Below are 26697 nucleotides of genomic sequence, written 5' to 3'. Positions count from 1 at the left end.
CCGGATAATCGGCACATTCGTCGGAACCTCGATCACGTTCAGGTTGTAAACTTGTTGGAACTCCTCTTCCTCGGTCTTTGCCGTACCGGTCATTCCGGCCAGTTTGTCATACAGCCGGAAGTAATTTTGATAAGAAATCGTCGCCAGTGTAACCGATTCTTGTTTGACTTCAACACCCTCTTTAGCTTCAATCGCCTGGTGTAGGCCCTCGTTATACCGCCTTCCGTGGAGCAACCGTCCGGTAAATTCATCGACGATTACGATTTCTCCGTCCGGCGTAACGACGTAATCCTTGTCCCGCTTAAACAGCGTCTCGGCTCGAAGGGCTTGCTCAAGGTGATAGATTACCTGGATATTGTCTTGTGAGTAGAGGTTATCAATACCGAGCAGTTTTTGAACTTTCTCCACCCCGTCGTCAGTTAAAGCGGTGGCCTTTCTTTTCTCGTCCACTTCATAATCATCGGCGCTCAGTCGACGGGCGACTTGGGAAAACAAAGCATAACTGCTGCCGCTACTGGTGGCCGGTGCTGAAATGATCAATGGGGTTCTGGCCTCATCGATCAGGATCGAGTCGACCTCGTCCACTATGGCATAGACTAAGTCGCGTTGTCTTAGCTGTTCCGCCTCCTCGACCATGTTGTCCCGCAGGTAGTCAAAACCGAATTCACTGTTCATGCCGTAAGTTATATCGGCTTGGTAAGCTTCCTGTCGACCGCATGGCCGAAGATGTCGAAAACGCTCGTCGTCGTGATCTTTATTTTCAAATTCCGGGTCATAAATGTAGCTGCTTTGAGAAATAATCACAGCTGTACTCAGCCCGAGATGATAATAAATACCAGCCATCCAACCGGCGTCGCGCTGGGCCAAGTAATCGTTGACCGTTACGATATGAACCCCTTTTTCAGCTAATGCGTTAAGATAAACCGGCAGCGTCGCCACCAGTGTTTTACCTTCGCCGGTTCTCATTTCTGCGACATTGCCCTGGTGCAGCGCAATACCACCGATTAATTGAACGTCGAAGTGCCTTTGGCCGAGGACACGGGTGGCAGTTTCTCGCACCAAGGCGTAGGCATCATATAAAATATCGTCCAGGCTTTTGCCTTTAACTAGTTGCGCCTTAAATACTGCTGTCTGCTCCGACAACTGTTTATCGCTCATTTTCTTATACTTACCGGCCAGCGCATTTATGCTCTCTACCTGAGCGTAGTACTGCTTGAGGACGCGCGCTTCTGGATTGCCGAAAACTTTTTTCAGCACATTTCTCATAAATCTCCCAAAAAATAGGTTTGTTCTATTATCCCATATATCGGTAATTGCTGTTAGTTGTTCGGCTCAGTTCTGACGGCCCCAAAAGTCGCGATCAGCCAGCCGTCGTACGCGCCGGAAAACACCCTTGCGGTCAATCCGCCGGTGGCTTAAGTGTTTTTCTTTGAGTTTTCGGAGTTGATTCTTGAGCTTGGCCTCGACAATATCAATGGCCGCGTACATATTGAGCGTCGACTCGGAAGCTGTTAACTGGCCTTTGGACAGGTGCAGGACGATTTCGGCGGTGTATTTATCATTTTTGTTGCCCCTGGTCTCGATCAGCTTAGCGTCGACTCGGACGTAGCGTCTGCCCTTTCTCGGCATGTAGCGATCGAGCCGGCCAATCTTATTTTTTACATATTTCTTAAGTTTGGCGTCGACGTCGTAATGGATACCGGCTATATCAATTTGTTTTATCATCGATTCCCCCCTCGTAATTGGCCGTCAAATTATATCCTGCCCATTAAGGTATGGCCGCAGCACTTCAGGTATAACAACCCGGCCGTCTTTTGTCTGAAAGTTTTCTAAAATGGCGATAATCGTCCTAGTCGAGGCCATGGCGGTTCCGTTTAGCGTATGCACCAGCTCTAACTTACCTTTGTCGTCTCGGAATTTCATACCCCCCCGCCGGGCCTGAAAATCAGTCGTATTCGAGCAGCTTGTTAGTTCACGATAGCGGCCCTGGGCTGGCAGCCAGACCTCGCAGTCGTATTTCTTTGCCGCCGGCGCTCCAAGATCTCCTGAGCCGATATTAATAACTTGATAATGAAAGCCGAGCTCTTGCAGGATTTCTTCTTCGATACCAAACAGATATTCATGTTCATCCCAGCTTCTATCCGGATGGCAATAACTGTACATTTCCACCTTATCAAACTGATGAACCCGGAAAATACCTTTAGTGTCCTGGCCGTAGCTGCCAGCTTCCCGCCTGAAGCAGCTCGAAAAACCGACGTATCGCTTTGGCAGCTGATCGGACTCAAGTGGCTTGAGCATATGCAACCCGGCCAACGTAACTTCCGACGTCCCAATTAAATACAGATTATCCTCGTTTGGATTAACGTGGTAAATCTCGTTTTTATCGGCCGGAAAAAAACCGGTGGACTCAAGCATGTGCTCGCGAACCAGCACTGGAGTGGTAACCGGCGTAAAGCCCTTAGCAACATATTTCTGGAGCAGCCAATTGACCAAAGCAAATTCCAGCGTGACCGCCGCGCCCTTGAGGTAATAGAACCGAGAACCACTGGCGTGCGCCGCTGATTCCAAATCGATGATATCCAGCGCCAGACCAAGAGTCTCGTGATCGGCTGGATCAAAATCAAATTCCGGTTTCTGACCGACGGTTTTAACGACCTCGTTGGCCGTCTCGCCCGGACCGCGCTTAACTGATTCATGCAAGATATTCGGCACCTCTAGTTCCAGCTGTCGAAGTTGCGGTTCGAGTTCGCCCAGTTTGGCTTCAAGTTCGCCCGCGGCGAGCTTGAGTTGTTTGCCCTTTTGGATACTGTCAGGGCCAGGTTTTTGGCCTTTGGTCGCCTGAGCTAAGCGGTTTCGTTCGGCTCGAAGCTCATCCAGCTTGGCTATCAACTGACGGCGCTCGGTGTCAAGCTCCAGCAAGCGGGCCAAATCAACCGCCACGCCCTTGGCTTTCGCGTCGGCTTCTACCTGCTGGCGATTTTCCCGGATAAATTGTGTGTCCAACATTTAATACATTATACCGTGTTTAGGCTTGAAATCTTAGGCGCTTAACTAGCCATTCCTTGTCTAACGTCGCCAAGAACCAGCCCGCCCTGGGACCAGACACTCGGCCAATCAGAGCCCGATAGAGCGCCTGAAATATTGACTCGGGATCAATTGATAATTCATCCTTGAGCGAATAGATGGCTTGGTGAAACCAGTCTCCGCTGGCCATCTTTGGCGCCTGTTCAATTTTGTCGGCCAAGACGGCCAAAAATTGCTTAGCATCGTCGTCAAAATCAGCCGGTTCGACTTTTTCTAGAACGGAAAATTTATATTCGTCCGGCGCCCAGCGCTCCAACCAGATGTCAATAAATTTCAATTCCTTTTTCAGGGTATCGGAATTTGATTCGACTGCCTGGGCGTACTCACTCCGGGCAATTATTTCAAGCGCTTTTGCACTGTCTTTTAGCCCAGCCTGGTAGGCCGTCAGCAGGTGCGTAAACGGCACCGCCGGGCTGACTGTTGGTTGTAATACCCGACTCAGACAAAACTCCACAAGGCTCTGTTCGGCCGGTGATTTATCGGTCTTAGCCAGCAGCGCTGAAAAATCATCGAACAGCTTTACAACTGTCTGGCCCTCGTCAAAAAACAATTGGCTCCGAGGCGGTAAACGCAGCATAAAGTACCAAACTAGTTCGGCTGGGAGTATGTCCGTTAGTTCTCTGGCCGTAACTATGTTACCGGCACTTTTGCTCATTTTTTTAGTCTCACCGCTACGATTAATAAAATGATATGGAATCGGTATCGGGGGCTCCGACTTAAAAACCTGCTTGACGATTAAACTGCCGGTATCATAAGAACCGCCAATGGTCGCATGATCGCGGCCAAACGGTTCCACGTCCACGGCCATTAACCACCACCGAGCCGGCCAATCCACCCGCCAATTGAGTTTGACCTGACCATCCCGGTAGGACACTTCCACTGGTTGGCCATTAACGTCGGCGTACACTAACGTCTTGGCGGCCGTATTAATTGAGATAAATCGGCGATTTTTTAAATAGCCGCCTTCAACGACCTGGATTGGCGACCAGTTTTCATCAACTTTGTGGCCCGATACCTTAGTTAATATCCGGCTGATGGTTTCGGCCGAAGCCAGTGCCTGTTCGATTGCCGGGACAAAAAAGCCCGCTTGATACTTTTCGTGCGAGCGAACAATTTCCATCTCAAAATTCAACCGTTTGGCGCTATGCAACAAGTCGTTCAAGAAAAAATCGGCATATGAGCCAGCGGTATCATCCGGCGACGGAATGTCGCATAGCGGCCAGCCGAGATATTTTTCAAAACTAACCGGTAGGTTAGTGGGGACTTTTCTAAACACATCCAAGTCGTCCACCACATGAATGTGCCGAGCTGTCCTCCCCTTAGCTTTGAGCGCCTGACAAACCGCCTCAGCCGTCAAAACCTCGCGCAAGGTACCGACATGATAGGCGCCGGAAGGTGAAACACCGGAAGAAACTACAACTTCCCCGTCGGGATGTTGCCTGTCAATGTCGGTTGCGACGGTGTCGAGCCAGAAATTACTGTCCGCCATTTTTTAGGATTTGCGCTTACTTTATATCTTTGACAGTATAGACGGTTTTGCCAGCCGGCGTTTCAATTTCGACTTTATCACCGACTTTTTTACCTAGAATCGCCTTGCCTAAAGGGGACTCGTCTGAAATGCGATTTTCTGCTGGATCGGCTTCTACTGAACCGACGACGGTTAGATGGCGGTCTTGACCGTTATTTAGAGTCACGGTGTTTCCCAACTCGACGATGGTTTTATCTTTCGGGGTCTGGATTAGCTCTACGTGTGAGACCACGTGTTCGATGTCAGAGATTCGGCCCTCGACTTGAATTTGTTCTTCTCGGGCGGTGTGATATTCGGCGTTTTCACTCAGATCACCAAGCTCTCTGGCATTTTTTAGTTTTTCGGCAATGGTCAATCGGCGCGCTTTTAGCGTTTCTAGTTCCCTTTTTAGCTCCTCGAGACCTCCGGGAGTTAGTCGGTATTCTTTCTTGTTCATCTTGAAAAACAAAAACACCTGTTGGTGCTTTTTAGCTTGCCTTCTCTTTTAATGCTGCTACATGGTAACTGACGGATTTAGTTTTTACAAGCTGCTTTTAAGGCCGAAAAAACGTTTCCATCGCCCCAGCAATAACCGGTGCAGCATAGAGCGATCCGCCGCTGCCCCCCTCTAACATTGCCGTGATCATTACTTGGGGTTGTTCGTAAGGCGCAAAAGCGGTAAACCAAGCGTGTGGACGACGGGCTTCATTACTGGTGGTTTGGGCAGTTCCGCTCTTTCCGGCGACTTTAAAAGGCACCTTGGCAAAGGTACATTCACAAGTCGTGCCTCCAGTTAGAACTTGCCGCATGCCCTCTCTGACAATTTGAATGTTTGATTTGCTAACAGAAACCTCACGTCTAACCGTCCGGCGGGCCATTACCTCCTCGCCAATTTTTAACAGTATCTGCGGCTTTAATAAATAGCCGCCATTGGCCACGGCCATGTCCGCCAGGGTCAGCTGCAGCGGCGAGACCAACATGTCGCCTTGCCCGATTGAGATATTATAAGTATCGCCGACAAACCAGTCCTCTTGGTAGACCCGCTGCTTCCAGGCTCGGTCCGGCACCAAGCCGCTGATTTCTCCCGGTAAATCAATGCCGGATCGTTCACCCAAACCAAAGTCCCGATAATATTTGGTTAAACGATCGACACCCAGGCCACCAATATTACCAAAACCGCCGCCGACAGTATAGAAATATATATTTGAGCTCCAGGCGATGGCGCTTCGAATATTCATCGGCCCTAAACCTCCGGGCCGCCAGCCAAGAAAAGTAAATGTCGCCGACGGATCATAAACACTCCTAACAGTAAGGGCTCCGCTATCAACAATTATTGTCTGGGGAGTTACCACTTTTTCCTGTAGGGCCGCACTAGCCACGACCGGTTTAATGGTCGAACCGGTGGTATAGCCGCCAGCGATAGCCTTATTTACCAGCGGCTGATCGGGATTATTGACTAACCGACTAAAATCTCTACTAGAAATACCGCGGGCAAACAGGTTGTTGTCATAATCGGGCAGACTAACCATAGCGATTATTTCGCCAGTTTCTGGATCCACGGCGACGGCGCTGGCCCGGGTAACGTTGGCCCGCCGCATCTGAGTCTTTAGTTCCTTAGCTAGCCGCCGTTGAACGTTTAAATCAAGTGTCAATGTTATGTCCTGTCCCGGCTGATAGCGACTTTGGGCCAACAATCTAATCGGCCGTCCCAACGTATCGACTTCGGTCCTTTCAAACCCGTTTTGTCCTCTTAATACCTGGTCGTACTGCAGTTCTATACCGGTTTTGCCGATAATATCAATTGGCAACAGCAGCCGGGTGCCATCAGCCGCTAAGTCGGCCTCGCTGACGTCTCCGGTATAACCTAAAATATGCGCCAGTCCTGACCCTGCTCGATATTGCCTGATGGGGAACTCGTTGATTTGAAACCCGTTTAGTTTTGGCAAAAATTGTCCGAGCGTAATAGCCGTCTTGTGGTCTAAATTGGACTTAATATTAATTGGCAGCGGATAATCGGTGCCTTCAGCTTCCGCGATTGTTCTAACTTTGGCTGGTTTCATTTTGAGCAATCGCGCTAGAAGCTCATAACTTTTCGATCTTTCGGCTTCCTCGTCTGGTAATAGATAAGGTGTAACGATGAGCTTATGGCTAATGATGTTCTGGGCTAACAGCCGGCCGTCACGATCATAGATACTCCCCCGCGGGGCATAATTAATCGTCTCTCTCACTCTGTTACCGTTGGCCAGCTCGTTATATTGACTGAAGGCGGTAACTTGCAGCTGGAATAAACGCCAACCCAATATCAAACCCGTCATAACCACCAGTCCAACCAAAAAGATCGGGACAGTCCGCTTTGACCCGTCCTCATAAACACTTGTTTCGGTCGGGCCGGGCAGCATTTGTTCCTGCCAGGCAGTCGACTGGACCGCCAATTTCTGTCGACGGCCAGGAATAATTCTCAGTCGCGGCAGATTAAGTTTTATTTTGTCGCGGATTATCATAATCGGGCCAAAGTTCTGGTGGAAAAAAAATTAACCGTGATAAATGCCATAGTCGCTACCAATCCGTATTGGATAGCCTGGCGCAAGTCTCTAATACTTAGGTTACGTCGGGTCAGCGCCATCTCAGCCGCAAAGTAAAAAAGTACGCAGGTTATCGCTAGAACAAGCAATTTGGGTCCGGGCGTCAGTTTCAGCCGCGGCTTTAGCCAAACAAACAAACCTATCACAAGTAGTAGCGGCAGGATGACCGACCCCGGCTTAAGTGCGCCAATAACGTCGGCTATGTAACCCCCACTACCGCCAGCCAGCAGCAGCGACTTGGCCCCAAGCCAATCATTCCAGCCAGCTACCATCAGTGATATCAATAATATCGGCAAATGGATTGGCCCAAACGACAGCTCTTCGATAAAAAGCACCTCCACCAGACCGCCCAAGGCAATTGTCAGGATTAACCCCCACCTCATAGGACCAGCACCTGAACGAAGCTGATTTCACCAACACTAAAGTCCTGTTCCAATACGTATTCGCTGAAAAACTCGGTTGGTAGATTAGCCCCAAGTTGGCCAATTACCAATCCTGGTGGGTACAATCCCCCTAGCCCGCTGGTAATAACTGTTTGTCCCGGGCTGAATTCAACCTGATTTAAATTTGTCACCACTTTGCCGCCGGCTTTAGCTTCTACCAATCCGTCGGCTCCGTTGACGTTGACCGCGATTTTTACTTCTGGATCACCGACTAGCAAAACTGTCGCCGAGTTAGCCTCTACAAAACCAATGACACCAATCATCAGGCCGTTGTGAATCACGGCTTGATCTGGTTTAATACCGACTTCCTTACCCCCGTCAATTTTAAGCGACAAGCGGAAGCTTGCCGTTGTCTTATTTAAAATATTTAGCCCTATCAGCCGGCCGGTGTGGTTGGATTTAAAATCTAAGGCAGACTTAAGGCTATTAATCTGCTTGTTTAATTGTTCGAGCCTTGGGTCGGACGGGGTGGACGGTGCAGATTGGTGGGTCGGCAGCCGTGACTGAATGAACTCGGCAATCGGATCATAATTGGCAACTAATCGCAAACCGACCAGCAAAGCTAGACCGACGATGAGCGCCAACGGCTGGAATGTTGACTTCACCTTAAGCTCCTGTACCCGCTAGCAAAACTGAGCGGTACTGGTCAATTGCGCTCAACACTAACGCCGCCCCCTCGACAACAGCAGTCAAAGCGTTATCGGCTACCGTTGTTTCTAGTTTAGTTTCATTCGATATCAAGTGATCGATTCCTCCGATTAGTGAACCGCCGCCCGTCATGACGATACCCCTGACCAACACGTCGGCTACCAGCTCGGGAGGAGCTTCTTCTAAAACCGTTTTAACGGTTTCCAAGATAGGTTTGATCTGACGAGCCAATGGTTTTCTTAACACCTCGGATGACAATTCGACCGCTTCCGGTAAACCAGTAATTATATTGCGGCCGCGTACTGTCGTTTTTTTTGGATCGGAATGAATGTAGACCGCGCCGATTTCGGTTTTTGTCAGTTCGGCTGTTTGTTCACCTACCGCCAAATTGTATTCATCGCGCATAAACTGCATGATCGTTTCACTCAATTCATCACCCGCGATTCTCAAGCTGCGTGAATATGCTACCTGGCCGTTAGCAATGATGGCGACCTCAGTCGTACCACCGCCGATGTCGATTATCATACTGGCTTGTGGGTCCATGATCGGCAAGCCGACCCCAATGGCTGCCGCCATCGGTTCCTCGATTAAATAAACTTTTCTCGCTCCGGCCGATCTGGCCGCTTCCTCTACTGCCCGTTGTTCGACCTCTGTTACACCGGCCGGCAGGCCAACTATCATCCGCGGTCGCGGCCAGAGAACACGATAATCCCTGTGCAAATTATCAATAAAATATTTAAGCATTTGCTCGGTCACTTCAAAATCGCTGACCACTCCGTCGACTAATGGTCGTGCTGCCTGGATTTCCGGCGGCGTCCGGCCAAGCATCTGCTTGGCCCGTTCGCCAACGGCAACTATCCGCTTTGACTTTCGGTTAAGCGACACTACGCTTGGTTCATTAATGACCAACCCGCGGCCAGCCACATGAATCAACGTATTGGCCGTGCCAAGATCAATCGCAATGTCGTGGGCATACAACCGTCTTAATCGGTTAAACATGATTGTTCTTAGTTTAACCAATTAACTAAGCTGAATAAAAGTTTTATTTACTTTTGAAGCTCGTTAGCGTCGACTAACTTAATTTCATCGGCCGTTCGGGCTTTAATTTCAAGACGGCCCTGGGTTTTATCACTGACTACTAATCGCCACGGCAGCCCGATCAAGTCAGCGTCGGCCATTTTCTCACCCGGCCGAACGTCACGGTCATCAAATAGCACTTCGTGACCGGCCTTAGTAAGATCATCATAGACAGCTTCGGCCTGTTGTTTAACTTCTTCGCTACCGACCCAAATAAGATGGTATCTATACGGCGCGATGGCAGCTGGCCAAACTAGACCCCGATCGTCACCCATAAGTTCTGCTACCACCCCTATCAGACGGGTTATACCAATGCCATAAGAGCCTAGTACCACCCCTTGGCGTTTGCCATCTTCGTCGGTAAACAATAAGTCAAGTTGCTCCGATTTGGCCGTGCCGAAATTAAATATATTACCAACCTCAGCCGCGGCCAGCTCCTGAAGCCCTGCGCGCTCTAGGCCTAGCTGCTGGAGTACGTCGTCGCTTAAAACTTCCTGGTTAACGGCCAGGCCTTTTTCCCGATCAAGATAAATTGTGTCTTCACCGCCGGGCATAACGGTTTGAAATTCGTGGCTAAATTGAGTAAAAGCCCCTCCAGAAGCAAACGTCAGGAAGGTTTTATCACCCAAGCCGACTCGTTCAAAAACTCGTAAGTAGGCTTTAATTACCGCGTCGTAGAATTCCTGATGGGATTTCTCGTCCCGCGAATACGAGTACAGGTCTTTCATGACAAATTCCCGGCCTCGTAACAAGCCGTTTTTGGCCCGCAACTCGTTGCGCAGTTTGGTTTGGAATTGATAGACATATTTTGGCAAATCGCGGTAACTACCGACGAAGCTTTTCATCATGTCGGTGATTGGTTCTTCGTGCGACCAACCTAGGCCGATCTCTGAGCCGCTGTTTAATTTTGTCTTGAACCAGATATCGACCTTGTCACCGTCCCAGCGGTCGGTTTTTTGCCAGAGGGCTGGGCGCTGCAAAGTGCTCATTATGATTTCCTGCCCACCCAGCTTGTCCATTTCCTCACGCACGATGGTCTTGATTTTTTCCATTACCCTGAGTCCAAGCGGCAAAAAGTTGTAAACGCCAGCCATCTCCTTGTTGATAAATCCGGCGCGAATCAACAGCTGGGCATTTTTAGCTACTTCTTCTGACGGCGCTTGCCGGAGAGTTTTGGTAGCATGTTGGGACATTCTCATAGTAGTTATGATAGCAGAGGCAGTAAAAACACCAGCGTGTAGGCAATTAGATTTTTCAGCACGTGCAGGCCGATTGAGGGCCAGATAGAACCAGTGTGATGGACTAACCAGGCCGAGAACAGGCCCAGTAATCCGGTATCGATGCCAACATTGAGCTGGCCATGTGCCAGCCCGAACAAGGCGGCCGATATGATCGCGGCCAGTTGCCATCGCATGCTGCGTGTCAATCCCTGGAACATAAAGCCGCGGAAAATAATCTCTTCACTCAGCGGTGCAATCAAAACCAGTAATAAAAATATTGCGCCATAATCGATAAACCTATCCGGTTCGTCCAGGCCAAGATCCTGGGCTTGATTCAAATCAACGTTCGGTAACAGCACACTCAATAGAGAAATAGCCAATAACGAAGTCAGGAAATATAGACCGAAGGTGCCAAAAACCAAAGCGATACTGGCTTTAATCCTTGATTTTGGCTGGTTAAACCCCAATGCCTCCAAACTAAATCCGCGGTAGTTGACAAAGGCGATAACAGCGGCAATCGTCACACCAATACTGACCAACCCTAGCGCCAAGTCTTGAAACTGAGTCAGATCATTGGCCGGCCAGCTAGTTAAAACCCTCAAGGCTTCGGCCGCCAGGCCGCCAACCGCCAAGGCTAACAGGACGATGCCGATTGCAGCCACCCAGCCCCAAGGCCGGGGTGATATTTCCGGTTTAGAAGAATCTTCGGACATCGACCACAGTTATTATTGCAACCAGGGTCAATAATACCGCCATCCCAGTAGCATGAATCCGCTCCTCGGTCTTAGCCGATAGTGGCCGCTTCATAACCCGGAATAAAAAGCTGACAAACAGCCGTCCGCCATCAAGCGCCGGAATCGGCAATGCATTCATTACCGCTAATGTAACGGAAATAAGGGCGACAAAAAATAAAACGAAATTTAAACCAGCCTGGCTGACATCCTTTAACAGTACGACGATGCCAACTGGTCCGGCCACGTTTTCGGCCGCCGCCGACCCCTGGCCGGAAAACAATTGTCCAACTGTTGTTACTACGCCCTTCAAGGTCAGCCAGCCAAACTGCGCGGTCAAGCCGACTCCTCTGATTGGGGCCGTCCAACCAGAACGCTCGATATCTAAATTACCACCCACAACCCCCAGGTAGCCGTCGTCTCCGCCCTCGCTATCAAGTCTTACTTGCTGCTGCATCGTTTCTCCGGCCGACGATGTTACCAGTTCAACCTGTCGGCCAGCCAATCGCTGGGCTAAGGCCGGCAGCTCATCGGCGGACTTAATCGCCTGTCCGTCCAGCGATAACAACCTATCACCGACACTCAATCCGGCCCCATCGGCCACAGATTCTGGTTCGACATAGGTTATCAACACTTCGCTTTTAATAACTCTAGTATCACTTGCGATACTAAATTGGTTCTCGACCAATTTAGGCAAGCCAACCCAACTAAGGGCGGTCAAAATAATAGCAGCGGCAACCAGGTTCATACCCACGCCGGCTAGCAAAATCAGAACTTTTTTATGGAATCGGGCTGCGCCGTAACTACCGGCAGAATCGTCGGCATCGTGCTCGCCCTTAAGCCGGACGAAGCCCCCGAGCGGCAGCCAATTCAGACTATAAATTGTGCCGTTCTTTTTAAACCGACGCCCGGTTATTCGTGGCGGATAACCCACGCCAAACTCCTCGACTATTACACCGTTTCTTTTGGCCGCTAGATAATGCCCGAATTCGTGGATAACCACCAGCAGCACGAACATTAAAACACCAAAAATAAGCAGCATGTACTTATCCTACCCTATTTGCCAAACCGACGCTGTCGCGAAGCGTATTCTTGCACGATAATTTGCGCGTCCTTCTTATTAAGCGCCGGGAAGTGTTTGCTCATGAACATAAGCTCGCTATAGCTAATCCGCCAAAGCATGAAATTACTTATTCTAAATTCGCCGGAGGTCCTGACCAGAATATCAATCGGCGGGATGTCAGGCGCGTACAGATGATTATCGATATCGGTTGTTGTAATTAAACCGATTTTGGCCGGGTCCAAGTTGTTTACGGCGTCTACTATCTCTTGTTGGCCGCCGTAGTTAAAACAAAAGGACAGGGTTCCGCCGTCGTTATCCTTAGTCTGATCAACGGCATTATCGATCACTTTAAGCAGCTTCTTCGACACTCGATCTCGACGCCCTAAAACACACAAGCGAATATTTTTTTCATCTAATATTTTTAAGTCCTTTGTAATGCGTTCATAAGCTAGGTCCATCAAGTACGACACTTCGTTTTTATCGCGGTTCCAATTTTCAGTCGAAAAGATGTAAGCCGTAACATAACTTACCCCCAGAGAGAATAACGCGTCAGCGATCTTATTTATGTTGCCATAGCCGCGTCTATGGCCTTCCAGGGTAGGCAAACCTCTGGCTTTGGCCCATCGTCGGTTACCGTCCACGATTAAGCCGACGTGCTTAGGAGTGTGCTGAGTTGATTCAACCAAAAGATTAAACCGTTATTATCTCTGACTGCTTGTGCTCGAAGGCTTCGTCTATTTGCCGGTTGAAGCCATCAGTCAGTTCTTTAACTTGTTTTTCCACGCGATGATAATCATCCTCGGATAACTCGCCCTCCTGCTGTTCGGATTTAGCATTTTTCATGGCGTCATGGCGGACGTTTCTGAGTGCCACCCGGGCCTCTTCGGCCTTGTCGCCTAATGTCTTGACCAGTTCTCGACGGCGCTCTTCGTTTAGAGGTGGGACGGCTACTCGAACAACGTGACCGTCATCGGACGGATTCAGCCCTAGGCTTGAGTTGTTGATAGCGGTTGAAATAGCTCCCAAATTATTCGGATCAAAGGGCGTGACTTGCAGCATTTGTCCGTCTAAAGCGACGATATTGGCTGCATGTTTTAGCGGCATTGGCTGGCCGTAGGCCTCGATTTCCAGACCGTCCAACATGCTGCCACTGGCCCGGCCGGTTCTGATTTTTTTCAGTTCTTCGTGCAACCGTTCAACTACCTGAGACATTTTTTCCCTGGCTTCTTCAATATTTAAGGCCATTATTTTTTGCTCCCTCTAAGTCACTTCAAGATAAAGTATAACTAATCCGACCCGCCCAACTCAATCCGGCCAAACCGCCTTACAACAATATTTTCACCCAGCTTGGCAATGTGCTGTTTGACCAAATCTCCAACGGTTTCATCCGGGTTCTTGATAAAGGGCTGGTCGACCAAGCAAACTTCGGCGTACCATTTTTTAAGTTTGCCCGCGGCGATCTTATCGATCATAGCTTTTGGTTTACCTTCATTAGCTAACTGCTGCTTAATCAAATCTTGTTCTTTGTTAAGCTCCTTTTTTGGAATATCATGGCGCGTTACGAACCGCGGAGAACTGGCAGCGATGTGCATAGCCACGTCGTGACCCAAGGTTTTAAAATCATCGGTTCTGGCCACAAAATCTGTTTCACAGTTAATCTCGACTACTACGCCGATTCTGCCCGAATGAACATACGAATCCACCAGGCCAGCCCGAGCTTCTCGCTCCGATTTTTTGTCGGCTTTTGACAAACCCTTAACGCGCATGGCCTCCAGGGCTTTATCAAAATCTCCGTCGGCTTCTGACAGCGCCCGTTTAGCGTCAGTTACTCCTACTCCGGTTAGTTGTTTGAGGCGTTTAATTTCCTTGATATCAACTTTTTTCATCCTGACTCCTTTTTGGCTCTTCGGCCGCTTTTGCCGGTGGGATCTTGGCCGCTGGTAGTGGCTGCTCTTTAGCAACTCCGGCTTTTTGGGCTTTACCGGCCGTAATGGCCTCGACGATAGTGTTTATTATTAGCTCTAAGCTTTTAATAGCGTCGTCGTTAGCGGGGATCGGATACTCCACCTGGGTCGGATCAGCGTTAGTGTCGGCGATAGCCACTACTGGCAAGCCGAGTTTATTGGCTTCTTTAACGGCTATATCCTCGCCTACCATGTCGGTTACGAAAACCACCCCGGGCAGACCGCTCATGTCTTTTATACCGCCGAAGTTATGCTCCAGTTGGGCGATTTCTTCTTCAAAACGTTGAACTTCCAGCTTATTATATCTGGCCGCGAGCTCGCCTGAGGCCAATCGGGATTCCAGATCTTTCAGCCGCTTGACCCGCTCCTGCATGGTTTTAAAATTTGTCAGCATACCGCCAAACCAGCGCACACTGACGTAGGGCATGCCGGTCTGTTTAGCGGCGGCGTTAATCAAATCCTTGGCCTGGCGTTTAGTCCCCACTAATAAGACACTCTTGCCGCTAGCTACGATCTTCTCGATAAAGTCAGTAGCGGCTGCCAGCGCATCGACGGTCTTGTTCAAATCGATTACGTGGACGCCGTTTTTGGCGCTATGGATGTATCCGGCCATTTTCGGGTGCCAGCGACTGGTTTTATGGCCAAAGTGGGCACCGGCCTCAAACAGGGTCTTTAAATCCGGGGTGGTCACTGCATAATCCTTCCGCGTCGCTGGTTTTTAGTCGATTAAGTTACCGACCAGGATTAGTCACAACCAGCTGTTACGATTAATACTAAACTACTCCGACCTTAACAGATTGGTCAAGCCTTCGCAACCCTATAACGGAAAAAACCGATTAAATAATTTATTGGCGGCGGAACACTGGTCTTTAGTTGGCCGGCCAAAGCTGAATGAGTGATAGTAGCTATTCGTCCCCCAAGCGGTGTCTGATCGATGACGACAGATCATAAAATCATCGGCTTGGACCTCAAATCTAGTCGTAAAATCGCGGCCTACTAGCTGCGGCCGGACCTGGCTGATGTAGGCCGGCTCAAAATTGCTAACAATGCCATAAATCAGCATAAAACAGTGGCCTAGCTCGTGAGCTAATATTGCTTGAGCGTTTCCCGTAGCCGTCGGTGCTAAACGATAATTCTGCCAGTTATAAACCACTGTGCACTTATTGGCGTGCTGATACTTATCCGGGATTGTTTGCTGTCCATTTGGGCATTTCGGAAAATCTGACCCGGCTTTAATGGCCAGGCCGTTGACATAGGACCCACTGACGGTTGAGCAGTTTTTCTTAATCAGCCCCTGATGAGGAATCAACTTAATACCGGCCCGCCAGAGGCTGCTTTCAGAATAGCCCAAACGCTTTAACAGCTCTTTTGTGGCCGGATTGGTATTCGGCGCCTGGCCGGTACCGGCGGTGTTAGGGTAGACCATCGATTTGGCGCTAAATTGCCGTTGCGGAGCGTAAGTCGGGCTCACTTCCCTTGCTGAAGGAGCGTTACCTCGGCGCGGCGCTGCTGCCCTTAGTACCTTGGTGGCAGGTCGGGGTTTTGCCGGCTTGGCTTCAGTCGACAATTGGTTGGCTGCTTTGGTTTCGGCGGCAAAGCTAAGTAGCGATAGCGGCAAACAACTGGTTTTGCGGCCGCTTTCACAGGTAGACAGATGCGACAGAACAAAGCCGGTCATTACCAATACTACCAGCGCCGCCGGTAGCATTAAGCCATAGTAATAAATCGCTCCTCGCCTCATAGTCAACAAAACCTCGCAAAATCAATGAAGTTTAACATCTTATTGACTTTAAGTCAATATAGTTTAAATGTTCTATCCTTGACTGATTGAACCGGCCTGCGTATACTCACCTCGTTATGAAACAGGGTCTGCACCCAGACAACTATCGGCCGGTGGTGATTAAAGACAGCAACTCCGGCTTTGCCTTTTTGACCAAATCGACGGCTAAAACCGGTGAAACCATCAAATGGGAAGACGGTCAGGAATATCCGCTCCTGACGGTTCATATTTCCAGTGCCTCTCACCCCTTCTTTACCGGTGAAGAAAGAATCGTTGACGTCGAGGGTCGGGTTGATCGCTTTAAGGCCCGTCAAGCCGCGGCTGAGTCTCAACGCGGTAGACTGGCCAATAAGGCCAAGAAGTCGGCCGTCCAAGCGGCCAACAAACCGACCGTATCCGCCACCAAGCTCGGTGACGCTAAAGCCCAAAACAAAAAACCAACAAAATCCGATAAATAATTATATAACCATGTTCGCACACTTGGTTGTTACAAATCTCTCTGTTATTATGAAAAATTATATAATTAATTATATAACTATGTTATCGCATTTTGATTGGTTTATAAGTTAAAACCGAACAGGACAAAGTACCATCTTTTGCGGTAAAATGGCAAAAGAATATGGCCCAAACCCAAGACCAGCTCAACGAAGAATATGATCGACTGTCAGCCGAGTTAGCCAAACCCGAGGCTTTTAAAGACCCGGCTATCGCTGTTAAAACCCGCCGCCTAAATGAACTTAAAAAGATTCTCGAATTACTAAAGCAAAAGTCCGAGCTGGAAAGTCAAATCCGCCAAGCCCAACAACTGCTTAGTAGCGACGAGCCTGACATTTCCCAGCTGGCCGAGGCCGAACTGGAAGAGGCCAAACAGCGTCTAGCTTTGTTGGTAGCCGGCTTAAATGACTCATTAGCCCCCAAAGACCCTAACGACCAAAAGAATGTCTTGGTAGAAATTCGGGCCGGCGCCGGTGGCGACGAGGCGGCCTTGTTCGCCGCTGACCTCTATCGGATGTATGTCCGCTGGGCAGAAACCCATGGTTACAACAGCGAGCTTATTAATGAAAGCGTGGCCAGCGGCGGCGGTTTTAAAGAAGTGGTGTTCGCCATTAAGGGCGATGCGCCCTATGGACTGATGAAGTACGAATCCGGCGTCCACCGGGTTCAACGCATCCCCGTAACAGAGTCCAGCGGCCGGATCCATACCTCGACTGCTACCGTGGCTGTCATGCCCGAAGCCGAAGAGCAAGACGTTGAAATCAAACCAGAAGATATCCGGGTTGACGTTTACCGCTCGTCTGGTCACGGCGGACAAAGCGTCAACACTACTGATTCAGCCGTTCGGATAACCCACTTACCAAGCGGTTTAGTGGTAACTTGCCAGGACGAAAAAAGCCAAATAAAAAATCGCGCCAAAGCGCTGGGGGTTCTTCGTTCGCGTCTTTTGGCTCAAGAAATCGAGCGGCACCAGGCCGAAGCGGCGGCCACCCGGCGCTCACAGATTGGAACCGGCGATCGCAGTGAAAAAATAAGGACATACAATTTCCCCCAGGACCGAATAACCGACCACCGAATTGGCTTTAGCCGTTCTAACTTGCCGGGAGCGCTTGACGGCGATATCGACGACCTGTTTGAAGCCCTCAAGACTAAGCCCAAACCGCTTTACTAAAAAATGACAATTAAAGACTGGCTGAGAAGGGCTATCGCCGAGTTGGCGGAGGTTGGTATAGACACCATGCGGCTGGATGCTTTTATACTACTCGAACAGGTTCTTAAAAAAGACCGCGCCCAGCTGTTGGCTCGGATGGACACACCGCTCAGCTCGGCTCAGCTAAAAGCGCTTAATCGTCTAAAGCACCGGCGGCTTAAGCGAGAACCAATCGCCTATATCATCGGTCAAAAAGACTTCTACGGCCTGGACATTCAACTCGATAGACGGGTTTTAATCCCCCGTCCGGAAACGGAGAAACTGGTAGAGTACATCGTGCGGCGAGCACCGTCAAATAGCCGGGTACACGACGTCGGTACCGGTTCTGGCGCGATTGCTTTGGCGCTTAAATCCCATCGCCCGGACCTTATCGTAACCGGCAGCGACCTTTCTAAGGCAGCCCTCAGCTTGGCTCGGTCCAACGCCCGGAGATTAAAGCTAAGCGTTAAGTTCAAACAAATGAATCTTCTTAGCGGCGCTCGCGGTCGCTATGACGTTATTAGCGCTAATTTACCCTATCTGCCCGCCAAATTGGCGGTTGAGCCGGAACTGAGATTCGAGCCGAGACTTGCCCTCTTTGCTGGCCGGGACGGGCTTAAACTGATCCGGCAACTACTGTCAGACGCCAGCGTTAAGCTCAATTATCCCGGTTGGCTGTTGTTAGAACATTTACCCTTCCAGCTAAAATATCTCCAACCACTAGCGGCCGGGTTTAAGCTTCAGCGGCTATCGCCTAATGTTTCGGTCTTTATCAAATTGCCGCCAAGCTAGATCACGGACAAACTTAAGGCATTGTCTCTAAGATAACCTCGACTGTAATTTCTTCTTCACCCCGTTGGATTGTCAACACCGCCGTATCACCCACGTTCAAACGGATTAAGCTGGCCGACAACGGCTTATTGACGGTGATTGGCGTACCATTAACCCGGAGAATGATGTCCTGTTCTTTCAATCCGGCTTTGGCAGCAGGGCTGCCAGGGATAATGGCCGGATCGGTATCGTCGCCAATAAGATAAGCTCCCTCGCTAATCTTAGTCTCCAATTGCTGGGCGATAGCCGGTGTTAACGATACGTATCTAACACCGAGGAACGGACGAATGATCTCACCGCTCCTTTTGACCGAAGCGACTAACGGTTTTATATCATTTATCGGTATTGAAAAACCAACATTTTCGGCATTATCGGCTACCGCCGTATTTATACCGACCACCTCGCCGTTGATATTTACTAAGGGCCCGCCGGAATTACCCGGGTTAATGGCGGCGTCGGTCTGAAACAGATTTTGCAGCTGCTCTGATTCAACCCCGTCTCCGGCTACAACTGGGCGGCCTATACCTGAGATTATGCCGGTCGTAACCGTGTTGTTAAACTCACCCAGGGCGTTGCCAATAGCGATAACTTTGTCTCCGACCCGCATTTTGTCCGAATCGCCCAGCCTGGCAGCTGTCAGTTTTTTAGGTTCTTTAATTTGTAAAAAAGCAATATCGTTTAATAAATCGCGGTCGACCACATCGACTTCGTCATAAATTGTTCCGTCCGATAACACCACGCTGACATTGGTGACGTTATCAGGTATGACGTGCCGATTGGTCAAGATTAGGCCGTTTTGGTCGACAATTACACCGCTACCGGCGCTCTGCCGGGTAATGGTCTGGTTAAAGAAAAGTCCGCCGCTGGTTTCTGTCTCGACTTTAATCGACACAACGCTCGGGCTGACCTGGTCAACCACATTTGCGATAACCTCGCTCTCGCTTAAGATAAGCTCTTGGCTTTGACCGGCCGAACCAGACCCTAAACTATCATCCAGCCGCAACGCCAGCAGTCCGCCGATAAAGCCCATGACCAGCGCCGCCAATAAAAAGCTCAATTTGAACCAGGCGTGATGGACGTTTCTAGCCGGCTCGTCCGCCGGCCGGGCCGAAGGCTCCATTTATCGGTCAATGCTCCAATTAGTAAGCAAAATAATCATAAGGATTATAGCACAGCCAGAGATGACGTACTGCCGGGCATAACTCCTTTTAAGCGCGCCTTTTTGGCTGAGATAGTACAGGCTGCCTAAAACATAGGCAATCATGGTAATGATGATTGCTACCTGCGGAACTACTAGGTCGTTGGCCAGGGGATAAATGATCAGCCAACGATTGCTAATCCACACGATTTCCGCCACGACCAGCGCCCAACCAAAACTTATAACCCGGATGAGCGCTTCTTCAAAGTGGCTAATAAAGTGCCGGCCGGCGCTTAGCCCGATCAGCCACGCCGTCAATACGACAATTGATTCATTTAGACTGTCAGCCAGCCAAAATAGGGCCGACAGGCCCAAAAAATGAGTTAGTATGGCTTGAATTCCGACCCAGAGCTCGCTGCTCTTTGGTTTGACATAGGTCAACCAGATAATATAAAACCCCGTCCACAATAAGTTAGTGGCAATCGACGAAGCCTGGTAAAGCAGCACTAAAAAACTGAGGTTGACGATTAAATCTGAACTATTGGTCCGAAAATTGGCTAACCAATGTCGTGGCTGAACTGCTACCACCCGCCACTTGCTGGCCAAAATAGTAGCTAGGGCCAAAATGGTCAAGTTCAAGCGGACCAGCAATAAAACAATCAACGGCACGGCCACGTTTAGTAGACTATGCCAGACGTTGCCCCAGGCGACTTTACCCCAAAAATATTTAGCGCGTTGCATCCTTGCCAAGTATGATGACGAATTTAGCTTGCGATGACAAGCCGGTTGGCAGGCTATTATTAACCGCCAAGGTATTAAACCTCTGTTCCAGATAGCGCCGGGTAAACGGCGCACTGCCACCACTTAGATCGTATAGCTTGGTGGCGACATAATCGCTGGTCGGCGCGTCGCTGACCTGATTGATAACATAGCCGTAGGAGCGCAGTAAATCAGCCTGCGTTTTAGCCAGCGACGCCTGTCCACTACCATTTATAATATCGACGGTGGCGGCTTCTTTTTTAATAAGACCGTCCGTAAAAATCGAGCGGACGTACTTTTGAATCTCGCCAAAGTCCCCGGAACGCGGGATATAATCGGTACTGCCGTCGCCGGCGTTGGACAGATAGCTGACGATTTCAGCCGATAAAATTTTGTTGGCGGGTATATTCTGGCCAATTTCATTTAGTCTCAGCAGGTCGCCCGGCACTTGTAGATTGGTTCTGACGTGCCGTCCGGCCGCCTCGAGTAATTCGGCGATTTTAATCGGATTAGCTAACGTTCCAACCGAGAAAATTTTGTCCTTTAGCGCGATTAAAACTTCCCGTTGGCGCTCGCCGCGGTCAAAATCCGACCGTGCGGTGTTACGCGTCCGGGCATAAAACAGCGCCTGCTGGCTGTTTAAGCTCGTCGTACCGGCCTCAATACAGCTGAAGTTAAACTGCCAAGCAATGTGATAGTCACAAATGGTTTCAGCAATTGTCAAATTAATATCATCGACTGCCGCGACCGCTTGCTCCAGGCCTTGGAAATCAACCCGAATATAATAATGTACCGGTATATCCAGCGTTTGCTCGACCGTTTTTTGTAACAATCCGGCGCCACCTTTAGGGTAATTACCCTCCTCAAACCCGTCGTTTTCACCCAAGGCATAGGCCGCGTTGATTTTAGTTCGCCACTTGCTCGGAATATCAACTCTCATATCGCGCGGCAAGCTTAAAAGCGCCGCCTCACTATTAAATGGGTCGATGCTTAAAACTATGATTGTGTCCGACAAGTGGCTGCCGTTATCGTGCTGATCGCCGCCCTCGCCGATCAGCAAAATGTTGACCCGGCCGTCGCCCTCGCCTTTGAGCTGGCTCGGGTCAATGTTGCCTTGCAAGGCCAAGGCACCGCCGCTGTCACGATCGATAATATTTTGAGCGACGAAAAATAATTTGAAAGCAAAAAAAAGCCCGATGGCTAAAACAGTCAACCCGCTCAGAAAAACTGTACGTTTAACGAACCGCCGCGGCGAGAAATTACGCCTCAGATACGATGGCTTAAACCAATACCACCAGTGTCTTTTCGGCAGCGTGTCCGCGGGCTGGTTGATTTCGGCGCTACCTAGATCAAACGGATCAATGTTTTTTAACGAACCGGGCTCGGTCCGGCCTCCCTCGATCTCGGATTGTTTAAGTTCTCGCGTATTTTTAAAATCGCCAATATTTTGACGTTTCTGACGCCGATTAATCAAAGGATTGGGACGATCGGAGGGCGGTTTTATATCCATAAAATTGGCACTCATTGAGTATACGTACAATACCACTAGTGGTAAAGTCAAAGGCGGCTATATTGTAGCGTATAATACCGAGTGCATAATGGAACAACGGCAATCAGAACCAAACGTTACTCAGAACCCAGAGCCTAGCCCTTCGGCCGACGAGCCAAGCCTCCACGCTTCCCCCCCCTCGGCGGCCCAGATTGATCCGATCGGCCACTACCAGGAAGTACCGACGACGCCTAAACCACAAAAGAGACTAAGGAGTACGGCGTTTAAGGGATTTTGGTCGTTCGGGCAGTTAATTTTTGGCGCCGTTTTGCTGGCCTTTGTCATTAACCACGTGGTTTTTCAATCATACGAAGTATTTGGCCAGAGTATGGCGCCGACGCTACACGAGGGTGATCGCTTAATTATCTCGAAACTCGGTAAGAGCTGGTCAAGCTTGCTTAGACGTGACTATCTACCTAAACGCGGTGAGATTATTGTCTTCCATAATCCTCAATCGGCCGATGTCCAGCTGGTTAAACGGGTGGTGGGTTTACCCGGAGACATAATTATTGTGCGCGACGGCCAGCTATTCGTCACACCACCAGACGGCAGTAATACTTTTAATTTTGACGATGTTTACGGCCTGGACTTAGTCGGGGCCACCGATAAGCTGGAAAGCTTGGTACCGGCCGGCAAAGTTTTTGTCGTCGGCGATAATCGAATACCCGGCGGATCGCTTGACTCCAGAAATGATCTCGGTACAGTCCCGCTCGGTGATATCGTCGGCGACTTGGTGTTGAGGATCTACCCGTTGGGCGACGCTGGCGTCTTTTAATCTTTCAAGCGGGCAATAATCCGATTGTAGTCTTGGGCGTTTTTATACTCGATTACCAGCCGGCCACCCTTGGCCAGTTTATGTAAATAAACCTTCGTCTTTAGTTTACCCTGCAATAATTTGGTGTCTTCGTTGGTCGAGGCGCTTCGCTTGACGATAGAGTTTAAAGAACCTCCGCCTTTTTTACGTTCCACGACGTATTGTTCGGCCCGTCGTACAGACCAGCCGTGTCGCACAATGAGGTCTAATAACTCTTGTTTAGATTTTTCGGTGCTTAGTGCCAGGATTTGGCGGGCGTGACCTTCACTGATAGCACCACTACCCAGCGCCCTTTTTGCCGGAGATGGCAATTGAAGTAACCTAGCAATATTTATCACCGTGCTCTCCGCTTTGCCTAGCTCGGTCGAGATTTGTTTGTACGATTGGTTAAACTGTTGGTTCAATTTCGCAATCGCAGTGGCTGTCTCAAGCAGAGTCAGGTCTTCTCTTTGGATGTTTTCAACCAATGCCACCTCGAGTTTCTGTTGGCCTGAAAGCGACCGGATAATCGCCGGTATGGATTTTAGGCCGGCCAGGGCGGCGGCCCGCCAGCGGCGCTCACCGGCGATAATAAAGTACTTACTTCCATCTGGTCTGACCACAATCGGTTGCAGCACTCCGTGTTTCTTGATCGAGGCAGCTAATTCGTTAAGCTGCTCGGATTTTATTATTCGCCGCGGTTGTTCAGGATCAGCCTTAATAATTGAAATGAGTAACATTTGTGTTCGGGATATTGCTTCGTCTTGTCTGGCCGTCGGATCAAATTCGGCTTCAATCGTAGTCGGAATCAGCGAATCTAAACCTCGTCCCAGTCCTCTATTTACTGGCATCTTTGCTCCTTGATCGTTTATGTACTTCTTTGGCTAGCTGTTTGTAGCTCCGGGCACCTTTCGACCAGCGGTCATAGTGTTTGATTGGCTGGCCGTAGCTCGGCGCTTCTGCTAATCGTACGTTTCTTGGTATGACTGTATCAAATGCCTTGTCACCAAAGTGTTTTTTGACTTCGGCGTGGACACCCTTAGCCAGCGCCGTTCGACTATCGTACATAGTCAGCAGTACACCTAGTATCTCCAGCTGAGTATTGAGCGCTTGCTTCACCCGGGAGATGGTATCAAGAAGATGGCTTACGCCTTCCAGAGCAAAATATTCGGCCTGCACCGGTATCAAGACGTGGTCGGCTGCAGTCAGAGCGTTGACTGTTAGTAGTCCTAGACTCGGCGGACAATCAATAATTATGTAATCCGCGCTTAATTTGGCAATCAGGTTCTTCAGTTTGTGCTCCCGTGATAGTTCTTTAACCAAGTCGACTTCGGCTGCCGCCAAATCGGTACTAGCCGGTAGCAACAAAAACCCGCCGTGAATTGTCTCAATGACCGCTCCTTCGGTTTGTGATTCGTCAAACAGAGCGTCATAAACGGATGAAGAGAGCTTTCCGGCGTCAATGCCCAAACCGCTAGTGCTGTTAGCTTGCGGATCAAGGTCGATCAAAATGACCTTTTGCCCGAGTTCAGCCAAGTAAGCTGCCAGGTTTATAGCAGTCGTGGTCTTTCCCACCCCGCCTTTTTGGTTGGCAATCGCGATAATCGTCATGCTAATGGATAAAGCTTACCACTTGTAACTTAAGCGGTACAGATCACTCACTCGATGCTGACACTGTCAAATATCGATTCAAAGTAGGCTTGGTTAACTGCACCATATTGCGCCGTTGGCGCTTGAGCGCTCAAAAAGATCGCGCTGTCATCATTCTTGATGATAACCAAAAACCGTTGGGTAATTGGCTCAGCCGGTCCATTGTAGCTGAATATTATTTCTTTGGCCGGACGGCCGCTAATATCAAAGGTACGTTCAGTTTGCAGTTGCCAGCCGGAAAACCGGGACGGATACGTCCGTTCAATGTTAGAGGCTATGATCTCGAGGGGTGTCTGCTTAGTTACGGCGCTTACCTTGGCCAGGCCGGATTCGGCCCGGGCGGTCACTAACAGATTGGCTGCTAGCGACGAGTTTGGCTGAAGCCGAAGGAAGATACTGCCCTTATGATCCTGCTCTGTTAGTTTGGTTTGCTCAAGATCAGTACTGTACGAAAAAACTAATCCAAAGTTTGGATCATCAAATAATTGATTATCTGTTCGTTTTGGCAGTACAAAAAATACCACTACCAACAAGATAATCGACAGCACCGGAACTAGTAGTTTTAGCTTTGGGTGGGAGCGCTTGATAATCATTTAGTTGTTCGAGCGTGACAATTCGACCCACCGGTCGCTCAAATACATCATCGTGATACTGTCATATTGGCCAGCCGCAAAGACACCGGCCAGTTCCGTTACGTTGGCTGTATCGGCAAAGTTTACATTTACGGCGCTTAAGTTAACGGCTACCAGCACGTTGCCTTGCCTAACTGGTGCCGCCTCAGCCATGGTAATATCACAGCCTTGGGCATCATTACAGGTAATCTCAACGTAGGCCGAGTTCGGATTAAGAGTCAATGTCGCATTGGCGCCAGTTCCGTTATCGCTAATCGTTCTGGCGTCCACGCCAAGACTTAGCCTGTCCTCAATAAACAGATTGGCATTGGTACCGGTTAGCTCTACCCGGTCTTCGCCGGCTTCGTCGTAAGACAGCGTCGCGTCATTACTGGTGCCGAGAGTCAGGCCTTGAGCGTCCAAAACCGAGATACTACCATCGAGCGCCAAGTCGCCGTCGCTGTCGATGCTTAGTTTGACATTATCCGTTCCGCCAACGTCACTGATAACCCTAAAAATATCGATGTTACTGGAGCCAGTATTTTCATTGACATCGAGTCTGGCGCCGGGAGTAAAGTTGCCAATCCCCACGCCGGTTTCATTAATCCTAACTCTCTCGATTGGCGCCCCCGCCACCGCGGTTCCAGTTGTCTTTAATAGGAGTTCACCGGCGGCGGCGTCAGTCGATATGGTCTGGGCAGCCACAACTTGAATTTGAGCATAGATGTTTTGGGTCGTGAGCTCAGTGTCGTTATTATAAAAGTCAATCCGGCCAATCGAATTACCGACGGTAGAAGTAGTATCGTGTCGAATCATCGTAAATACTGGGCCGTTAGTCGCGGTACTTTGGATGTCAAAGTTATTGCCCGACGGTGATATTAGAGAGGTGGCGCCAATATCTAGCACGTGTACCGGGCCACTAGAACCAACTTGAAACCTGACTTGATTATTAGTTCCAACCGATATCGGCGTGGCAGTCGTGGTCGCTAGTAGCACGCTGTTGGCTACCGTACCGGTATAGGACCCGCCGCCAGGTAAAGTGCCGGCGGCGCCTACCAGTCCAAGATAACCCACGTGAGTCGCGCCCGATTTAGAAAACTTAAGAAAAGCCGTTTGAGCTATGTTGTCATCGTTGGTATCGGCTTCAAGGGTCAAGCCAGCATCACCGGCCGACATGACATGCAGCCTGCTCTGGGGCGCACTGGTACCAAAACCGATCGAATCGGCCGAAGCATCGACGTACAGCGCGTTGGCTAAGGTGGACCCGCCAATCTGGAAATCTACATTGGCTAGGTTTTGATTAAAGATTGCACCGCCAGTCGCCTGAAGCAAGATGTCGGCCGTACCCGTAGTCGTGCCGCCGATTCCGACGTCTTCGGCCCCACTTAAATCAGCCGGGTGCAAGAATGTACCGGTGTCGGTCCACTCGCTGGTCCCTCCCCCATCATCATCAGTACAACTAATGACGCCGGAGGAGTTGGCGGTTAGAGCGCCGCCGTTGGCGTTGGCCGAGCAGTTATAGCCGGATAGGGTTAGGATACCAGCCGTAGTAACACTAATCCTGGTACTGGTGTGACTGATTA

General features: G+C 49.8%; 28 protein-coding genes. 4 read left to right on the top strand and 24 right to left on the bottom strand.

Annotated features, from left to right (window positions below; all coding sequences use genetic code 11):
• From VGA08_01740 to VGA08_01660, 17 genes are all read right to left on the bottom strand, one after another.
• Nucleotides 1-1257: preprotein translocase subunit SecA (locus VGA08_01740; GenBank protein ID HEX9679317.1), on the bottom strand; the 1257-nt coding region annotated here is incomplete at its 3' end.
• 75 nt (nt 1258-1332) lie between these two features.
• Nucleotides 1333-1725 (bottom strand): ribosome-associated translation inhibitor RaiA, encoded by a 393-nt coding sequence (raiA, locus tag VGA08_01735; GenBank protein ID HEX9679316.1) that lies wholly within the window; start codon nt 1723-1725, stop codon nt 1333-1335.
• A gap of 24 nt (nt 1726-1749) precedes the next feature.
• Nucleotides 1750-3006: a serine--tRNA ligase gene (gene serS, locus VGA08_01730; GenBank protein HEX9679315.1), complete on the bottom strand. Its 1257-nt coding sequence runs from the start codon at nt 3004-3006 to the stop codon at nt 1750-1752.
• A gap of 19 nt (nt 3007-3025) precedes the next feature.
• The gene (gene lysS / locus VGA08_01725) at nt 3026-4573 is read right to left on the bottom strand and encodes a lysine--tRNA ligase (protein HEX9679314.1); all 1548 of its coding nucleotides are present in this window, start codon (nt 4571-4573) and stop codon (nt 3026-3028) included.
• Between the two features lie 16 nt (nt 4574-4589).
• A complete protein-coding gene (gene greA / locus VGA08_01720) occupies nt 4590-5048 on the bottom strand; it encodes a transcription elongation factor GreA (GenBank protein ID HEX9679313.1) in 459 nt (152 codons plus the stop codon).
• Nucleotides 5049-5145: 97 nt separating this feature from the next.
• Nucleotides 5146-7092: a penicillin-binding protein 2 gene (gene mrdA / locus VGA08_01715; GenBank protein HEX9679312.1), complete on the bottom strand. Its 1947-nt coding sequence runs from the start codon at nt 7090-7092 to the stop codon at nt 5146-5148.
• Nucleotides 7089-7556: a hypothetical protein gene (locus VGA08_01710; GenBank protein ID HEX9679311.1), complete on the bottom strand. Its 468-nt coding sequence runs from the start codon at nt 7554-7556 to the stop codon at nt 7089-7091. Before VGA08_01710 ends, mrdA begins: the two co-directional genes overlap by 4 nt.
• A complete protein-coding gene (gene mreC, locus VGA08_01705) occupies nt 7553-8221 on the bottom strand; it encodes a rod shape-determining protein MreC (protein HEX9679310.1) in 669 nt (222 codons plus the stop codon). Before mreC ends, VGA08_01710 begins: the two co-directional genes overlap by 4 nt.
• 1 nt (nt 8222) lies before the next feature.
• The gene (locus VGA08_01700; GenBank protein ID HEX9679309.1) at nt 8223-9263 is read right to left on the bottom strand and encodes a rod shape-determining protein; all 1041 of its coding nucleotides are present in this window, start codon (nt 9261-9263) and stop codon (nt 8223-8225) included.
• A 47-nt stretch (nt 9264-9310) separates the two neighbouring features.
• Nucleotides 9311-10540 carry an aminoacyl--tRNA ligase-related protein gene (locus VGA08_01695; protein ID HEX9679308.1) on the bottom strand — a complete coding sequence of 410 codons (1230 nt, stop codon included), beginning with the start codon at nt 10538-10540 and terminating at the stop codon, nt 9311-9313.
• A 5-nt stretch (nt 10541-10545) separates the two neighbouring features.
• Complete coding sequence (locus tag VGA08_01690) at nt 10546-11274, bottom strand: type II CAAX endopeptidase family protein (protein ID HEX9679307.1); 729 nt, start codon at nt 11272-11274, stop codon at nt 10546-10548.
• Nucleotides 11255-12334 (bottom strand): site-2 protease family protein, encoded by a 1080-nt coding sequence (locus tag VGA08_01685; protein HEX9679306.1) that lies wholly within the window; start codon nt 12332-12334, stop codon nt 11255-11257. Before VGA08_01685 ends, VGA08_01690 begins: the two co-directional genes overlap by 20 nt.
• A gap of 14 nt (nt 12335-12348) precedes the next feature.
• Nucleotides 12349-13041, bottom strand: a complete 693-nt coding sequence (gene uppS, locus VGA08_01680; protein HEX9679305.1) for a polyprenyl diphosphate synthase — start codon at nt 13039-13041, stop codon at nt 12349-12351.
• 4 nt (nt 13042-13045) lie between these two features.
• Entirely contained in the window at nt 13046-13600 is a 555-nt protein-coding gene (gene frr, locus VGA08_01675) for a ribosome recycling factor (protein ID HEX9679304.1), read from the bottom strand.
• Nucleotides 13601-13641: 41 nt separating this feature from the next.
• On the bottom strand, nt 13642-14241 hold the full coding sequence (locus VGA08_01670; protein ID HEX9679303.1) for a translation elongation factor Ts: 600 nt from the start codon (nt 14239-14241) through the stop codon (nt 13642-13644).
• Nucleotides 14228-15010 carry a 30S ribosomal protein S2 gene (gene rpsB, locus VGA08_01665; protein ID HEX9679302.1) on the bottom strand — a complete coding sequence of 261 codons (783 nt, stop codon included), beginning with the start codon at nt 15008-15010 and terminating at the stop codon, nt 14228-14230. The genes VGA08_01670 and rpsB overlap by 14 nt, the downstream gene beginning before the upstream one ends.
• Before the next feature lie 126 nt (nt 15011-15136).
• Nucleotides 15137-16060, bottom strand: coding sequence for a hypothetical protein (locus tag VGA08_01660; GenBank protein HEX9679301.1), 924 nt, complete (start codon nt 16058-16060; stop codon nt 15137-15139).
• 116 nt (nt 16061-16176) lie between these two features.
• Between VGA08_01660 and VGA08_01655 the strand changes: the two genes are divergently transcribed.
• The 3 genes from VGA08_01655 (at nt 16177) to prmC (ending at nt 18575) form a co-directional block, all read left to right on the top strand.
• The gene (locus VGA08_01655; GenBank protein ID HEX9679300.1) at nt 16177-16557 is read left to right on the top strand and encodes a type B 50S ribosomal protein L31; all 381 of its coding nucleotides are present in this window, start codon (nt 16177-16179) and stop codon (nt 16555-16557) included.
• Nucleotides 16558-16718: 161 nt separating this feature from the next.
• Nucleotides 16719-17765: a peptide chain release factor 1 gene (prfA, locus tag VGA08_01650; GenBank protein ID HEX9679299.1), complete on the top strand. Its 1047-nt coding sequence runs from the start codon at nt 16719-16721 to the stop codon at nt 17763-17765.
• A gap of 3 nt (nt 17766-17768) precedes the next feature.
• Entirely contained in the window at nt 17769-18575 is an 807-nt protein-coding gene (gene prmC, locus VGA08_01645; GenBank protein ID HEX9679298.1) for a peptide chain release factor N(5)-glutamine methyltransferase, read from the top strand.
• Between the two features lie 13 nt (nt 18576-18588).
• Here the strand turns inward: prmC and VGA08_01640 are convergent, their stop codons facing one another.
• From VGA08_01640 to VGA08_01630, 3 genes are read right to left on the bottom strand one after another with little or no spacing between them, the layout of a single operon-like run.
• Complete coding sequence (locus VGA08_01640; protein HEX9679297.1) at nt 18589-19734, bottom strand: trypsin-like peptidase domain-containing protein; 1146 nt, start codon at nt 19732-19734, stop codon at nt 18589-18591.
• A complete protein-coding gene (locus tag VGA08_01635; protein HEX9679296.1) occupies nt 19735-20493 on the bottom strand; it encodes a hypothetical protein in 759 nt (252 codons plus the stop codon).
• Nucleotides 20480-22036, bottom strand: coding sequence for an LCP family protein (locus VGA08_01630; protein HEX9679295.1), 1557 nt, complete (start codon nt 22034-22036; stop codon nt 20480-20482). The genes VGA08_01635 and VGA08_01630 overlap by 14 nt, the downstream gene beginning before the upstream one ends.
• 73 nt (nt 22037-22109) lie before the next feature.
• On the opposite strand from VGA08_01630, the gene lepB reads away from it, so the two are divergent.
• A complete protein-coding gene (gene lepB, locus VGA08_01625) occupies nt 22110-22835 on the top strand; it encodes a signal peptidase I (protein ID HEX9679294.1) in 726 nt (241 codons plus the stop codon).
• On the opposite strand, the gene VGA08_01620 is transcribed toward lepB, so the two are convergent.
• The 4 genes from VGA08_01620 to VGA08_01605 form a co-directional block, all read right to left on the bottom strand.
• The gene (locus VGA08_01620) at nt 22832-23704 is read right to left on the bottom strand and encodes a ParB/RepB/Spo0J family partition protein (protein HEX9679293.1); all 873 of its coding nucleotides are present in this window, start codon (nt 23702-23704) and stop codon (nt 22832-22834) included. The genes lepB and VGA08_01620 overlap by 4 nt on opposite strands.
• Entirely contained in the window at nt 23691-24464 is a 774-nt protein-coding gene (locus tag VGA08_01615; protein ID HEX9679292.1) for an AAA family ATPase, read from the bottom strand. The genes VGA08_01620 and VGA08_01615 overlap by 14 nt, the downstream gene beginning before the upstream one ends.
• Before the next feature lie 47 nt (nt 24465-24511).
• The gene (locus VGA08_01610; GenBank protein ID HEX9679291.1) at nt 24512-25096 is read right to left on the bottom strand and encodes a hypothetical protein; all 585 of its coding nucleotides are present in this window, start codon (nt 25094-25096) and stop codon (nt 24512-24514) included.
• The coding region (locus VGA08_01605; GenBank protein HEX9679290.1) for a hypothetical protein at nt 25097-26697 on the bottom strand (1601 nt) is incomplete at its 5' end.

The sequence above is a fragment of the Candidatus Saccharimonadales bacterium genome (assembly GCA_036397795.1).
Taxonomy (GTDB): domain Bacteria; phylum Patescibacteriota; class Saccharimonadia; order Saccharimonadales; family DASWIF01; genus DASWIF01.
This window is presented reverse-complemented; position numbering and strand designations above follow the sequence as displayed.

Excerpts from the sequence above, each read along its gene's own strand:
- raiA (HEX9679316.1), bottom strand. The coding sequence starts at position 1,725 with ATGATAAAACAAATTGATATAGCCGGTATCCATTACGACGTCGACGCC.
- serS (HEX9679315.1), bottom strand. The coding sequence starts at position 3,006 with ATGTTGGACACACAATTTATCCGGGAAAATCGCCAGCAGGTAGAAGCC.
- lysS (HEX9679314.1), bottom strand. The coding sequence starts at position 4,573 with ATGGCGGACAGTAATTTCTGGCTCGACACCGTCGCAACCGACATTGAC.
- greA (HEX9679313.1), bottom strand. The coding sequence starts at position 5,048 with ATGAACAAGAAAGAATACCGACTAACTCCCGGAGGTCTCGAGGAGCTA.
- mrdA (HEX9679312.1), bottom strand. The coding sequence starts at position 7,092 with ATGATAATCCGCGACAAAATAAAACTTAATCTGCCGCGACTGAGAATT.
- VGA08_01710 (HEX9679311.1), bottom strand. The coding sequence starts at position 7,556 with ATGAGGTGGGGGTTAATCCTGACAATTGCCTTGGGCGGTCTGGTGGAG.
- VGA08_01700 (HEX9679309.1), bottom strand. The coding sequence starts at position 9,263 with ATGTTTAACCGATTAAGACGGTTGTATGCCCACGACATTGCGATTGAT.
- VGA08_01695 (HEX9679308.1), bottom strand. The coding sequence starts at position 10,540 with ATGAGAATGTCCCAACATGCTACCAAAACTCTCCGGCAAGCGCCGTCA.
- VGA08_01690 (HEX9679307.1), bottom strand. The coding sequence starts at position 11,274 with ATGTCCGAAGATTCTTCTAAACCGGAAATATCACCCCGGCCTTGGGGC.
- VGA08_01685 (HEX9679306.1), bottom strand. The coding sequence starts at position 12,334 with ATGCTGCTTATTTTTGGTGTTTTAATGTTCGTGCTGCTGGTGGTTATC.
- frr (HEX9679304.1), bottom strand. The coding sequence starts at position 13,600 with ATGGCCTTAAATATTGAAGAAGCCAGGGAAAAAATGTCTCAGGTAGTT.
- VGA08_01670 (HEX9679303.1), bottom strand. The coding sequence starts at position 14,241 with ATGAAAAAAGTTGATATCAAGGAAATTAAACGCCTCAAACAACTAACC.
- VGA08_01660 (HEX9679301.1), bottom strand. The coding sequence starts at position 16,060 with ATGAGGCGAGGAGCGATTTATTACTATGGCTTAATGCTACCGGCGGCG.
- VGA08_01655 (HEX9679300.1), top strand. The coding sequence starts at position 16,177 with ATGAAACAGGGTCTGCACCCAGACAACTATCGGCCGGTGGTGATTAAA.
- prfA (HEX9679299.1), top strand. The coding sequence starts at position 16,719 with ATGGCCCAAACCCAAGACCAGCTCAACGAAGAATATGATCGACTGTCA.
- prmC (HEX9679298.1), top strand. The coding sequence starts at position 17,769 with ATGACAATTAAAGACTGGCTGAGAAGGGCTATCGCCGAGTTGGCGGAG.
- VGA08_01640 (HEX9679297.1), bottom strand. The coding sequence starts at position 19,734 with ATGGAGCCTTCGGCCCGGCCGGCGGACGAGCCGGCTAGAAACGTCCAT.
- VGA08_01635 (HEX9679296.1), bottom strand. The coding sequence starts at position 20,493 with ATGCAACGCGCTAAATATTTTTGGGGTAAAGTCGCCTGGGGCAACGTC.
- VGA08_01630 (HEX9679295.1), bottom strand. The coding sequence starts at position 22,036 with ATGAGTGCCAATTTTATGGATATAAAACCGCCCTCCGATCGTCCCAAT.
- lepB (HEX9679294.1), top strand. The coding sequence starts at position 22,110 with ATGGAACAACGGCAATCAGAACCAAACGTTACTCAGAACCCAGAGCCT.
- VGA08_01620 (HEX9679293.1), bottom strand. The coding sequence starts at position 23,704 with ATGCCAGTAAATAGAGGACTGGGACGAGGTTTAGATTCGCTGATTCCG.
- VGA08_01615 (HEX9679292.1), bottom strand. The coding sequence starts at position 24,464 with ATGACGATTATCGCGATTGCCAACCAAAAAGGCGGGGTGGGAAAGACC.
- VGA08_01610 (HEX9679291.1), bottom strand. The coding sequence starts at position 25,096 with ATGATTATCAAGCGCTCCCACCCAAAGCTAAAACTACTAGTTCCGGTG.